13 protein-coding genes and 1 pseudogene are annotated in these 12,742 nt (G+C 63.3%); 7 read left to right on the forward strand and 7 right to left on the reverse strand.

The features are described 5' to 3' along the window. The first annotated feature begins 21 nt into the window (after nt 1-21). Together C474_RS07250 and C474_RS07255 are read left to right on the forward strand one after the other, a co-directional pair. Nucleotides 22-1,020, forward strand: coding sequence for a Gfo/Idh/MocA family protein (locus tag C474_RS07250; RefSeq protein WP_083861966.1), 999 nt, complete (start codon nt 22-24; stop codon nt 1,018-1,020). Then, the gene (locus C474_RS07255; RefSeq protein ID WP_008385389.1) at nt 1,017-2,030 is read left to right on the forward strand and encodes a Gfo/Idh/MocA family protein; all 1,014 of its coding nucleotides are present in this window, start codon (nt 1,017-1,019) and stop codon (nt 2,028-2,030) included. The genes C474_RS07250 and C474_RS07255 overlap by 4 nt, the downstream gene beginning before the upstream one ends. 57 nt (nt 2,031-2,087) lie before the next feature. On the opposite strand, the gene C474_RS07260 is transcribed toward C474_RS07255, so the two are convergent. From C474_RS07260 to C474_RS07270, 3 genes are all read right to left on the reverse strand, one after another. Further along, a complete protein-coding gene (locus tag C474_RS07260) occupies nt 2,088-3,080 on the reverse strand; it encodes a Gfo/Idh/MocA family protein (protein WP_008385391.1) in 993 nt (330 codons plus the stop codon). Further along, on the reverse strand, nt 3,077-4,051 hold the full coding sequence (locus C474_RS07265) for a Gfo/Idh/MocA family protein (RefSeq protein ID WP_008385392.1): 975 nt from the start codon (nt 4,049-4,051) through the stop codon (nt 3,077-3,079). Before C474_RS07265 ends, C474_RS07260 begins: the two co-directional genes overlap by 4 nt. 86 nt (nt 4,052-4,137) lie before the next feature. After that, a complete protein-coding gene (locus tag C474_RS07270; RefSeq protein WP_008385394.1) occupies nt 4,138-4,893 on the reverse strand; it encodes a sugar phosphate isomerase/epimerase family protein in 756 nt (251 codons plus the stop codon). Between the two features lie 123 nt (nt 4,894-5,016). Between C474_RS07270 and C474_RS07275 the strand changes: the two genes are divergently transcribed. Further along, nucleotides 5,017-5,397: a Rid family detoxifying hydrolase gene (locus tag C474_RS07275; protein ID WP_008385396.1), complete on the forward strand. Its 381-nt coding sequence runs from the start codon at nt 5,017-5,019 to the stop codon at nt 5,395-5,397. A gap of 19 nt (nt 5,398-5,416) precedes the next feature. Here C474_RS07275 and C474_RS07280 read toward each other — a convergent pair whose 3' ends face one another. The 3 genes from C474_RS07280 to C474_RS07290 all read right to left on the reverse strand — a co-directional run bounded on the left by C474_RS07280 (nt 5,417) and on the right by C474_RS07290 (nt 8,471). After that, nucleotides 5,417-6,625, reverse strand: coding sequence for an aminotransferase class V-fold PLP-dependent enzyme (locus tag C474_RS07280; protein ID WP_008385398.1), 1,209 nt, complete (start codon nt 6,623-6,625; stop codon nt 5,417-5,419). A 480-nt stretch (nt 6,626-7,105) separates the two neighbouring features. Next, a complete protein-coding gene (locus C474_RS07285) occupies nt 7,106-7,546 on the reverse strand; it encodes a hypothetical protein (RefSeq protein WP_008385400.1) in 441 nt (146 codons plus the stop codon). A gap of 13 nt (nt 7,547-7,559) precedes the next feature. Next, nucleotides 7,560-8,471, reverse strand: a complete 912-nt coding sequence (locus tag C474_RS07290; protein WP_049916799.1) for a ParA family protein — start codon at nt 8,469-8,471, stop codon at nt 7,560-7,562. A gap of 538 nt (nt 8,472-9,009) precedes the next feature. On the opposite strand from C474_RS07290, the gene C474_RS07295 reads away from it, so the two are divergent. Continuing rightward, nucleotides 9,010-10,020 carry an aldo/keto reductase gene (locus C474_RS07295; protein WP_008385404.1) on the forward strand — a complete coding sequence of 337 codons (1,011 nt, stop codon included), beginning with the start codon at nt 9,010-9,012 and terminating at the stop codon, nt 10,018-10,020. 44 nt (nt 10,021-10,064) lie between these two features. Here C474_RS07295 and C474_RS07300 read toward each other — a convergent pair whose 3' ends face one another. Then, nucleotides 10,065-11,177: an endonuclease/exonuclease/phosphatase family protein gene (locus tag C474_RS07300; RefSeq protein ID WP_008385406.1), complete on the reverse strand. Its 1,113-nt coding sequence runs from the start codon at nt 11,175-11,177 to the stop codon at nt 10,065-10,067. 335 nt (nt 11,178-11,512) lie between these two features. Here C474_RS07300 and C474_RS22880 point away from each other — a divergent pair, with 335 nt between their 5' ends. The 3 genes and pseudogenes from C474_RS22880 to C474_RS23055 all read left to right on the forward strand — a co-directional run bounded on the left by C474_RS22880 (nt 11,513) and on the right by C474_RS23055 (nt 12,470). Continuing rightward, entirely contained in the window at nt 11,513-11,737 is a 225-nt protein-coding gene (locus C474_RS22880) for an NAD-dependent epimerase/dehydratase family protein (RefSeq protein WP_204366070.1), read from the forward strand. Next, nucleotides 11,641-11,943, forward strand: a pseudogene (locus tag C474_RS23510) (hypothetical protein); the annotation flags it as partial. The gene C474_RS22880 and the pseudogene C474_RS23510, both read left to right, overlap by 97 nt. Before the next feature lie 89 nt (nt 11,944-12,032). Beyond that, nucleotides 12,033-12,470, forward strand: a complete 438-nt coding sequence (locus C474_RS23055; protein ID WP_239640394.1) for an NAD-dependent epimerase/dehydratase family protein — start codon at nt 12,033-12,035, stop codon at nt 12,468-12,470. The last annotated feature ends 272 nt before the right edge of the window (nt 12,471-12,742 follow it).

Consider the following 12,742-nt stretch of genomic DNA (forward strand, 5'->3'; position numbering starts at 1 on the left):
TAGTTCCGCACGATACGGGTGATGCAACGAATTGGGTTAGTGGGAAGTGGTTTCATGGCCACGACTCACGCTAACAGTTACCAAGAGATATCGGACGCCGAGGTGGTGGCCGTCGCCTCCCTCGACGAGAACCGAGAGGTGTTCGCGGCCGAACACGCTCCGGGAGCGGAGGTGTACGCCGACGCGGAGGAGATGATGGACGACGCCGACGTCACGGCCGTCGACGTCTGCACGCCGACGCCGACGCACCGTCCCCTCGTGGAGGCGGCGGCCGAACGCGGACTCGACGCGTTCTGCGAGAAACCGCTCGCCCGGACGGCGGCGGACGCCGACGCCATCGTCGACGCCGTCGAGAACGCCGGTATCACGTTCATGACCGGACACGTCCTGCGCTACTTCCCCGAGTACGCCGAGGCGAAACGCCGCATCGACGCGGGCGAGATAGGGACGCCGGGGACGCTCAGCACCGAACGGCTCTCCTCGCCGCCGCGGTACGGAAGCGACTCGTGGTTCGGCGACAAGGACAAGAGCGGAGGCGTCCTCCTCGACATGGCCATTCACGACTTCGATTACCTCCGCTGGGTCGTCGGCGAGGTCGAACGCGTGTTCGCCCGCACCACCGAGTGGGACGACGGTCACCTGAACCAGCACTCCTCGGTTCTCCTCCGCTTCGAGGACGGCGCGACGGGCAACGTCGAGGCTTCGTGGGGTTACCCAGAGGGGTCGCCGTTCGTGACGAGTTACGAACTCGCGGGCGACGAGGGTCTGTTGGAGTTCGACGCTCGCGACGAGAACGCCGTCCGCGTCTCCGGCGGCGCGGAGGGGACGAAGGCGCCCGCGAGTCCCCTCGCGAAGAGCCCCTACACCCGCGAACTCGAACACTTCGTGGAGTGCGTCGAGACGGGGCGCGACCCGGACATCACGCCGAACGACGCGCGCGAAGCCGTCAGAATCGCGCTGGCGGCCATCGAGTCCGCGGAGCGCGGAGAACCCGTCTCGCCCGCGGAGGTGGGAACGTGACGGTCCGAATCGGCATCTGTTCGACCGCGCACCTCCACGCCGACTCCTACGCCGCCGCCCTCTCGGAACATCCGGACGCCGAAGTCGTCGGGGTCACCGACGTCGGCGAACGCGTCGCCGACGCCCGCGCGAAGGCCGAAGAGTACGGCGTCGAATTCCTCGAACCGGACGAACTGTTGGCCGCCGCCGACGGCATCGTCGTCTGCTCGACGAACGCCGACCACCTCGCCTGGGTCGAACGCGCCGCGGACGCCGGCGTCGACGTCCTCTGCGAGAAACCGCTGGCGCCGTCCGTGTCGGAGGCGAGAGCCATCGCCGAGGCCGGCCGCGAGGCGGGGATCCACGTCGGCGTGGCGATGCCCCTGCGGTTCAGCCAACCCGTTCGGAACGCGAAGACGGCGATGGAGGACGGTCTGCTCGGCGATCTGCGCTTCCTCAGCGGGACGAACCGCGGGCAGATGCCCGGCAGTTGGTTCGTCGAGGAGGCCGAATCCGGCGGCGGTGCGGTGACGGACCACTCGGTGCACCTCGTCGATGTCGTTCGCTGGATTACCGGTGAGGAGATCGAGGAGGTGTACGCCGAGACGGCCACGCGCTTCCACGACGTCGACGTCGAGGACGTCAACTTCCTGTCGATGCAACTCACCGACGGGACGGAGTTCGTCCTCGACGGGTCGTGGAGCAAGCCCGACGAGTGGGACTTCTGGGGCGACGCGACGCTCCGCCTCGTCGGTACCGAGGGCGTCGTCTCCGTCGACTGCTTCGACCAGAAGATTAAGCAGACGCGCGACACCGAGGAACCGGGCATCCGGTCGATATACTGGGGGTCGAACCCCGACGAGGGCCTCGTGACCGACTTCGTCGAGGCCGTCGCGGGGGACCGACCGCCGCTGAAGACGGCCGCGGACGCCGTCAACGACGTGCTCGTCGTAGAGGCGGCGTACGAATCCGTCGAGCGGACCGCGCCCGTCGCCGTCGAGATGAATGAACCCACCGCCTCGACGAACTGAGCCGAGTCAATCGGAAGCAGAGTCGGGGGAGCGACGAGACGGACGAAACCCGTCGGATCAGCGGTCGACGTCGACGGGTTCGCCCCGTTCGACCGACTCGTACGCTGCCTCGATGACCGCAGCGGTGCGGACGGCGTCGTCCACCGTCGCCGCCGCCGCCAACGTCGATTCGCCGCGTATCGCCGCGACGAAGTCCCGTAAGAGGGCGTTGTTCGGGTCGGCGCCCCAGTAGATAGACTCGGTGTGCCGTCCGTGTCCGGTGTCGCTGACGTGGTCGTACCGGTAACCGAAGCAGTCGGCCGCCAGCGTCTCTTCCGTGCCGACGAGTTCGACGTCGGCGTCGCCCCAGAAGGAGTTCTTCTGCGGGGTGCTCCACGACCCGTCCATGATGAACGAGGCGCCGTTCGAGAGCGTCATCGACAGCAGGTTCACGTCCTCGACCGGGATATCGTAGAACCGTGTGGTCGTCTCGGCGTACACCTCCTCGATCTCCTCGCCGGTGATCCACCGCACGATATCGACGATGTGGTCGGTGTGGTCGGCGACGGCGCCGCCGCCGGCCTGTTCGGGGTCGACGAACCACCCGCCGGGCATCCGGCCGCGGTTGACGCCGGAGACGGCGATAAGTTCGCCGACGGCGCCCGCCTCGTACTGCTCTTTGAGCCGCCGCATCGGACGACTGTAGCGGATGGGCATCGCCATCCCCGCGACGACGTCGCTCTCCGCGCAGCGGTCGCGAATCTCCCGCGCCGTCGCTAGCGACGTGGCGAGCGGTTTCTCGCAGAGGAAGGCGACGTCGTTGCGGAGGGCGAGGTCTACCAACGCCTTGTGGGCGGCGTTCGTCGAGCAGATGACGACGCCGTCGGCGGCGTCCATCAGTTCTTGGTGGGACATCGCCGCCGCGCCGACACTGTTCGCTTGCTTCCGCACGCGCTCCCGCGATTCGCCCGAGATTCCGACGAGGTTCGCGTCCGGGAGTTCCGAGAGGAGGGCGGCGTACACCTCCGCGTTGACGTGATCAGTCGAGCAGATTCCGACGTCGACGGTCACCGAGACCCCTCCTCTGTGAGCGTGACGGGTCGACCCTCCGCCACGGACCGCCGCACCGCGACCACGGCCCGCGAGGGGCCTTCGGGGTCGACGGCCGACGGCGGTCGCTCCTCGCCCTCGATTCGCTCGAGGAACGCGCGTAGCGCACCGCCCCGACAGTCGTCCCCAGGGGGGGCGACCTGCCCGTGATCGCCTCCGTTTCGGAGCGCGGTCAAGGTGTCGTGTTCGTCGAAGTGGAGGCGGCCCTGGTTCCCGCTGTACTCGACGTCGACGCGCGGTTCGGGGGTCCACTCGTCGCTCCACGTCGTCTCGATGGTCGCCCGCCCTCCCTCGCGGAACGCGAACATCGCGTGGACGTGGTCGTACCGGCCGCCGGACCTCGCCCGCGCGAACACGCGTTCGACGGCGCCGAACGTCCACTCCAGCACGTCGGCGTCGTGGGCGAGGACCGCACAGAGGGCGTCGACCGGATCCGCAGCGGCCGAGATGCCCGCGTAGGAACTGTTCCACCCGGCGCCGTCGAACGGCGCGGTGCGCTTGATTCGCGCGACGCCGATACTTCCGATGGCACCCGCGTCGACGTCCGTGCGGAGGCGGTCGTACAGGCGGGAAAAGCGGTGCGGAGAGTAGGCCGTCAGCCAACCTTCCCCGTCGGAGGCGAGCGAGACGAGTCCGTCGAACGCGTCGCCATCGAGGGCGAACGGCGGGTCGCAACGGGCCGGAACGCCGGCGTCGAGGGCCTCGCGCAGGGCGTCGCCGTGGACCGCGCCGGGCCCGCAGACGTCGACGCCGTCGGCGTCCGTCTCCCGGAGGGCGTCCGAGACCGACTCGTACCGCGGCGCGCCGATTCCATCGGCGCACGCCTCGGAGACGCCGACGAGGCCGGCGATCGCCGCGTCGTCGAACCGGTCGTACCGCTCGACGTGGGCTCGCACCGCCGTCTCGGGTCCGACCGCGACGATTTGTCGCATGCGCCAGCGTACCACATCGCATCTGATAAGTATTGTGACCCGTCCACGCCGCCGTCGGCCGTTTCGACCGCCTTCGGGTCGACGGGTTACGGGCTGTCGAGTAGTTCCCGGACGCGGTCCGAACTCCGGGTCAGCGTCGCTTCGGGGTCAATCGTCAGGCCGTTCTCGTGTATCAGCCACGCCGCGTCGGCGTCTGCGGCCGCGTGGGCGCACGCCCGGAGGTCCACGACGCCCTCCCCGAGGTCGACGTGGAGCGTTTTCTCGTCGCCGGGCACCGTGTCGGTGAGGTGGACCAAGGAAATGCGGTCGGCGTAGCGGTCGAGGTACGCCGTCGGATTGGCGCCGCCGTGGCGGGCGAGTCCGACGTCGAACTCCAAACCCAGTCGGTCGTCGGTGCGCGCGGCGAAGACGTCGTACGCCGTCCCGAACTCGCCCCGCATCTCGGCGAACTCGTAGGCGTGGTTGTGGTAGTGGGCCTCGAAGCCGTCGTCTGCGAGTCGGTCGGCGAGCGTCGTCAGTTCCTCGGCCGTTTCCTCGACGGCCGACTCGGAGGCGAACCCCTCCTCGCCGTAGGTGGGGACGACGATTCGCTCGCAGCCTATCGCGTCGTACGCCTCGACGGTCGCCTCGTAGTCGTCCTGTAGGTCGCCGAGGGGGACGTGCGCGCCGACGGGTTCGAGACCCGTCGATTCGAGGGCGTCGGCGACGGCGTCGGGCGACTCCCCGCCCAACCCGGCGAACTCGACGCCTTCGTACGCCGTCTCGGCGACCCGGTCGAGTATCTCGGTCAGCGGTTCTCCGATCTCTCTGAGCGTGTACAGCTGAATCGCCGGTCGGACCATCGTCCGTGCGTCGTCGGCCGCCTACATAGCCGTTCCGCCGCGTGCGGGGGTGGCGACTCGGAGTCGCCCCATCTCCTGGAGAGAAACCACTAAGCCCGCCCCCGTGTTCTTCACGTACGACGGATGGAAGAGATTCACACGGATGCGGCACCCGACAGCATCGGCCCCTTCTCGCAGGGAATCAGGGACGGCGGACGGATCTTCGTCTCCGGACAGGGTCCCGTCGACCCCGACTCCGGCGAGGTGGTGAGCGACGACGTCGGCGAACAGACCGCGCGGACGCTCGAAAACGTCGCCGCCGTGCTCGAAGCCGGCGGGAGTTCGCTCGACAGCGTGGTGAAGACGACGGTGTTCCTCACGGATATGTCGAACTACGACGCGGTGAACGAGGTGTACGCCGAGTACGTGAGCGACCCGTACCCGGCGCGAAGCGCCGTCGAAGTCGCGGACCTGCCCATCGATATCGGCGTCGAGATAGAGGTTATCGCGTCGGTCGAGGACTGACCCGATTCGGCGCGACGACCTATTCCAGCGCGGTCCGCACCCGCTCGGTCACGTACGCGGCCTCCTCGTCGGTGAGACACATCGGGTTTATCGTGAACGCGCCGTCCGACAGGTCGTCTGACCCGACGAAGATACGCGGGTTCTCGGTCCTGAGCGACCCGACGAGTTCGACGGCGTCGGTGCCGGCCGCCCCGGGGTCGATTTCGACGTGTACCTCCGGGGCGACCATCAGTTTCCCGCCGGGTTCCCGCCGCGTCGTTACGCCCGGTATCCCGTCGAGTCCCTCCTCCACGATATCGAGTCTGGCGTCCCACTCGGCGTCCAGTTCGTCCTGGTCCTCCTCGACGAACGCCTCTAACGCCGCGATGAGGCCGACGAGTTCCTCTTTTCCCACTTTCAGCGGTCGACCGATGCCCTGCCGGGGGACGCCCGCTAACGACGCCTTGTCGAACAGTTCGGTCGGCGGTTCCCAGACGGACTCGGCGACGTGCATATCGAGGTGTTGTAGGGCGGCCGAGCGAACGTATTCCCGTTTGCCCGCCAGGATACCGGTCGTCTGCGGGCCGCGGATGGCCTTCCCGCCGCTGAAGACGACCACGTCCGCGCCGGCGTCGACGAACGCGGAGAGGTTCTCGCGCGGCGGCACTTCGGCGGCAGCGTCGACGATGACCGGAACGTCGTGGTCGTGGGCGATCTCCACGACTTCTTCGAGAGGCGGCATGCTGAACGCCTTCTCCATGTAGCCGACAGCGACGGTGTCCTCGGTGATGGCGTCGGCAATCTCCCACGGTTCGGTGCTGTTCGACCCCGTGCCGAGATAGTTGTCGTTATTCCCCACATCGACGATTTTCGCGCCCGCCGCGCGGAATGCGTGGTCGTACCCGTTGCGGTGGGTCCGCGGCATCACTATCTCGTTCGGAATTCCCTCCGTTTCGGGCAGTCGCGCCATCGTCCCCAAGTCGTCGCCGGCGATGGCGGCGGCGGCGGCGAGCGTCATACAGGCGGCTGCGCCGCTTCCGACGTATCCTGCCTCCGCGCCCGTTACCTCCGAGATGAGTTCGCCCGCCCGGACCTGCAGATCAGAGAGGCGGACGAACGATTCCGCGGCGCGACTCATCGCCTCGACGGCCTCGGGCCGGATGAGGCTCCCGCCGATTCGCGTCTTCGTGCCCGCCGCATTGACGACGCGCGGCACGCCTAACTCCTCGTAGATGGTGTCTTCTTGCATGTCAAGTCTACGTGTGCTTGCGCGCCCGCGAGTTATGAAACTCGTGGTGTCCGTCGCCGTACTCGCTCCGTTCGCCACTTGACACGGCCCGCTAACAGGTTCGCCTCAGCGTTCGATTCCACGTACTTCACCGTCGGCGTAACCGCGTTGGCGGACGAGAGACTGCCGTTCTTCGGTCTCGTACTCGTCTCACATATGGTGCTTCGTTGGTCGTATCGGTAACTGCCATGACGGAGTCGGGCTGAACAACCTGTGAGCTAAATCGGATCGAGCGGGCTTACAACGTACGTTCAACGGATGCAACGGTTTGTCAACGTCCATACTCCGCTAATTGGAACTTCAGGAACTCCCTGTTAGTATAGCAAGTGGTAGTTTATATTGACCTTTAGAGAGATAGAGGACACTGGTACTGTGCATCTCGGATGAATACTGAACCGCCCTGTGAGTATCGTGGATTCAGTGATTCAGAGACTCAATGAATTATTGATCTCCATCCCGTTTTGCGAGTTCGCGGATTTTCTCTTTCGTTTCCTCTTCATGTTCACTGAATGCCACCTCAAAGACGCCGCGGTAAAAGTGCTTGTTCTTCTCCAGCGTGATGTCTTCGCGCTTTAACTGCTTTTTCAGTCGCGTAAACGTGATCTCTATGTCCTCGCTCTGTTCTGGTTCGACGTATATCGTGGCTGAATCCCAGTCCTCGCGAATATTTAGCGGTTCGTCGTCTGATTCTTCTGCTTCATTCGCGGATGATTCCGTTGTTGTCGTGGATGCGGCTCTCTGCTTGGTGGACTGTTTCTCAGCGGCCGTTCCAGTATCACGATCTTCCGCTTCTGATTGCGCCGACGCCTCTGTAGTCTCCTTCTCGCTGTCCGCGTCCTCACCGCTCTCTTCGTCTGAGGGGTCCTCGAATCGCTCGTCCATTCCTCGAGGCATCTTACGCCTCCACCTGCGTTTTGTCGAATGCTCGTTCCATCGTCTCTGCAATCTCTAAGAAGAGTTCACGCTCTACTTGTTGGTCGTTCGGGTCCTCCCACTCGAAGATGTCCCGTCCGTTGTCCCACGCGCGCTGGATTGCCACTCGCATCGGGAGTTTGAAAATCGGAGCCATCGATGCGAACGACTCGTCGAACGCGCTGAGGAACTTTTTCGACTGGCCGTCGTCTCGGTACATGTTCGCCAGTAGTCCGACGATTGCAATCTCGATCTGCTGGTTGTCCTCGATCGACTCCAACTGGTCCCACAGATCGTCCAGCGCATCTCGTGACGTTGCTTGAGTCTGCGCAGCCAAGAAGACGTTCTGGGCCGCGATGAACGCCGCGTCCGTCAGAACAGAGAGGTCTGGGGGGCAGTCGATTAAGATGAAATCGTAGTCGTATCCGTCATCAACCATCTCTTCGAGGGCGAGTTTCAGCGAAAGACGGGCGCTCGCATCGTCCATCCAATCTCGCGCAAGACCCATGTCTTTGTGACTTGGAACCAGATCGAAGTTCAGATGGTCGTACTCACCGGCCTCGATCACGATCTCTGAGAGACCCGTCTCGTGTGTGCGCGGATTGTCGACGAGAACGTCGAGGAGGTTTGCGTCATCGGTGACGAGCGTGTTCGGAAGTTCGTTCTTCGGACTCGATGGATTCGTGTCGTCACCCGGACCCAATCCGAGTCCCTTCGTCATGTCGGCTTGCGGGTCCATATCGATCGCGAGTACCTTGTGACCCCGCGTCGCTAACGCCCCTGCGCTGTTGAGTGTCGCTGTCGTCTTCCCGGTCCCGCCTTTCTGGTTGCCGAAAGCGATTGTTGGAATACCAGTCGATGGTATGACGCCCCATCCACGCGGTGATTCATCCATATTCCAATCATTGAATCAGTGATTCATAAATCTACGTCAGACAAATAGCTATCCGAGTTGGCACTACCCTACGTATTCTGGTACTCTGCTGGCCGTTCTCCGATGATTAGGGGGATACCTAGCGATATTTCAATGAGTTCTTGATTCAGTGATTCATCGATTCAGTGATCCAGCAACTCCCTGAATCCGAAAGTCGCTTCATCACTGATTCTATGATTCCTTCTCCCATACTCAATGAGTCTATGATTCTGTGATTTAGTGATTCCCTGAATCTAAAACTCATGCTATCACTGATTCCATGATATCTCATCCCATACTCAATGAGTCTGTGATTCACCGATTCAATGAATCGGTGACTCAGTGGGGGCCAGCACTCTAACACTGAGACCACATCTTTGAATCAATGAATTACTGAATCGGTACTTCATAGATTTGGGTGCTTTCTCCGCCCAAAGGAGGGGAGCGCCGTTCTAATCAGAACCGGCGACCAACGACGACATTACACGGATTTATCGATCTACGGCTGATTATCAGTGGTATGAGCGAAGCGACGGACGTCGACCTCGATTTCGTTCGACTTGGCGAAACGGGTATTCAGACCAGCGAACTCCAGTTCGGGACGTGGCGGTTCGGCAAGGAAACTGAAGAGGGCAACGTCGAGATAGACGAAGAGCGCGCCCACGAACTATTGGACACCTACGACGAAGCGGGTGGACGCTACATCGACACCGCCGACGTGTACGGTGGCGGCGACAGCGAACGATGGATCGGCGACTGGCTAACCGACCGCGACCGGGAGCGGTACACCATCGCCTCGAAGATTTACTGGCAGATCCGCGACGGCGATCCGAACAGTCGCGGCACGAACCGCAAGAACATTCGCCACCGCATAGACGCTCTGCTCGACCGACTCGACACCGACTACGTCGACGTGCTCTACATCCACCGATGGGACGACCAGACTCCGACTCGCGAAATGATGAAGACGCTGAACGGACTCGTCGAGGATGGGACGGTTCACTACCTGGGCGCGTCGACGCTCCGACCGAACGCGTGGAAGGTAGCGAAGGCGAACGAGATCGCTCGCGAGAACGGATGGGAGCCCTTCACCGTCTCGCAGCCGCGATACAACCTCGTCGACCGTGAGATAGAGGGCGACTACTTGGAAATGACGCGGTCGTACGGGATGGCAGTGTGTCCGTGGAGTCCGCTCGGCCAGGGTTTCCTGACGGGCAAATACTCGCGCGAAGACGGTCTTACGGGTGAGTCGCGCGCTGCGGAGTCGAGCCAATTCGAGGACGCCTACCTCACGGATGAGAACTTCCAAGTCCACGATGAACTCGACGCCGTGGCCGACGAAGTAGGCGCAACCCCGGCACAAACCGCTCTCGCGTGGCTGATGCATCGTGACGGCGTCTCCGCGCCCATCGTCGGAGCACGTACCATCGAACAGCTCGAAGAAAATCTCGCGGCAGCGACCGTGGATCTCTCGAACGAGCAAGTGGACCGGCTGACTGAAGCGAAAGGTGGACCGTACGCCGGCCTGTAGCTAATCCGCCCGTAGGATTCTCACTCGACCCTCTCTGAACAGAGCTATTTTCCTCGGTTCCCGGGGTTCGTTGCGATATCGGCCCAGACGAGTCGATGATCCGAGGCGGCGTTGACGTCCTCCAAGAGGCCGTTCTTCGTCGTGGCCTCGCTCGGCCAAACGACCGACGAGTCCCGAAGTGAGAGATCGGGAGAGGGGAGGACGTAGTCGATCAGTTCGACGACGCCCTCAACGTCACCACCGAAGCGCGTTCCGGTGGGAAGACCGTGCTGGTACCCGCCCGGACTCGTGGGGAGACGGTCAGTGTTGAAGTCGTCGTTGTCGACGAAGAACTTCTGAGCCGGCTGGAGTGGACGCGCGTCCCGATTTCGACCCGGACCCGCATTCATATCGCCCATCAGGACGTACGAGGCGTCGTCGTCGAGCCCCCCGTGCTCGCCGTCGTCGTCGTAGATGTACTCCTCGCCGGCGACGTAGTCCGCGAAGAACCGAACCTCGTCGTGGTTCCACTTCCCGTTGAAATTGTTCACGCCGTCGAACCCGGGCGGCGTCGGGTGCGCGAACAGACCGTGGACCGTCCCCCCTTTGACCCGAAACGGGACGTCGACGTGCGTCTTCGACGAGAGCCGATAGACGTCGAGTTCGTCCTCGGTGAGGTAGAGCGCCGTTTCGTCGTCCTCGGGGTCTGTGACGACGCCTTCCTCGCCCTTCACCGGAATGAGGTTATCGGGCATATCGGCCCACTCGAACGTCTGGAAGGAACGGATCTCCGACTCTGCGATCGGGTACGTGCTCGCGACCGCGAACGCGTAGTGTCCGGGATACTCGCCGAACCCGAACGCGTCGCCGGGCAGCGCACCGGCGTTCCCGTCTTTGTTGAAGTCGTAGTCCTCGTCGGGAAGGACGCCCGTGTTGCTGGTCGGCTGATACGTGTGTTCGTAGTCGATGCCGTCGAGGTCGTCCCGTTGGGGGACGCTGAGATAGTGCTCGACGAACGCGTCGATGTTCGCCGTGTCGGTGTGTTCGCCTTCTTGGAGATTATTCGTGAGTTCGTTGACGACGAGGACGTCCGGTTGAGCCTCTTGAACGACTCGAGCCGCCGCTTCGGCCTGCCGGTCACCTCGCTCTTGAACCTGCTCCGTCTCCAGTTCGATCACGTTAAAGGCCGCGTAGCGTACCCCGCGACGCCGGTCTCGATTTTGCGATCGCTGTCGACCGCTCACAGTACCGGTCACCCCGGCGGCCGCCGCCGTGCCGCCTATCGTCTTAAGTAACGCTCGCCTGGTCTGAAATAACGACATCGATTGTGTCAATACAACGAATTCACATTAACCCCTGTTGCACGTATGGGTGATATTTTTGATTTCAAACCCGAATATTGCGATCGGCGATTCGTAGCAGCGGTTCGGACGACAGTATCCGTTTTCCGTCATCAGTCCGTGGCATAGCCTGTAACCGAATTCTTTCGCAAGGACCGGTCATAGCACTAATCATGCGAATTACTGTCATCGGAGCAACCGGGCACGTCGGTACCCACCTGGTGCCGCGACTGGTGCGGGCCGGCCACGAAGTCGTCGCAGTCAGTCGGGGAGAGCGGGACCCCTATTGGGACGACGGCGCGTGGGCCGACGTCGAGTCGGTCGAACTCGACCGCGAAGCCGCCGAGGAACGCGGCGAGTTCGGCGAGGCGATCGTCNGGACGCCGTCATCGACCTGATCTGCTTCGAACCGGAGAGCGCCGAAGCGCTCGTCTCATCGCTGCGCGGGGAGGTCCAACATCTGTTGCACTGTGGGACGGTCTGGGTCCACGGCCCGAGCGACGTCGTCCCCACGACCGAGGACGCCCCCCGCACGCGCCGGCCGCTCGGCGAGTACGGACGAAAGAAAGCCGAAATCGAGGCATACCTGCTCGATGAGGCGCGGCGAAACGACTTCCCGGCGACCGTCCTCCACCCCGGACACATCGTAGGTCCCNGGAGCCCCTCAATCCGGCGGGCAACTTCGACACCGAGGTGTTCTCGCGACTCGCGCGGGGTGACGAAGTCGCGCTCCCCAACTTCGGGCTTGAAACCGTCCATCACGTCCACGCCGACGACGTGGCACAAGGCTTCCAGCGTGCGCTCGAAAATTGGTCGGCGTCCGTCGGCGAGAGCTTCCACGTCGTCTCGCCGCGGGCGCTCACCCTCCGCGGCTACGCCGAGGCCGTCGCCGGGTGGTTCGGACAGGACGCCGACCTCACGTACCTGCCGTTCAACGAGTGGGCCGACCGCCCCGAATACGACGATACGGACGTCGAGGCGACCGAGGAACACATCCGCTACAGCCCGAACGCGAGTATCGAGAAAGCCCGCGAGCGACTCGGATACGAACCACGGTACACCTCGCTCGAAGCGGTCCGCGAAGCGGTCGAGGCGCTGGTCGAGGCCGGCGAAATCGACTCGAGCGAATAGCACATCCGCATCGGAGGGCCCTCATCGAGGGGTGGGTCCGGAATCGTGGGAGTTCCCAGGTTCGACGACTCGAATTTCGGGTTGAGGCAGTACGGCCCGCGCCGAAACCACGTACGGTAGGGATTCGAGTCCCGACATCGTTAGAGATGTCAGTTAATTCATGATATGACCTCACCGCCCGGTACACCTCTATTGCCAACTTCAAGTCCACTTTCAGTGGATTGTACCTCTACTTGAGCTAATTTACAAGTAAAAATACACGAGTGACACTC

The organism is Halogeometricum pallidum JCM 14848 (genome assembly GCF_000337095.1).
Lineage (GTDB): Archaea > Halobacteriota > Halobacteria > Halobacteriales > Haloferacaceae > Halogeometricum > Halogeometricum pallidum.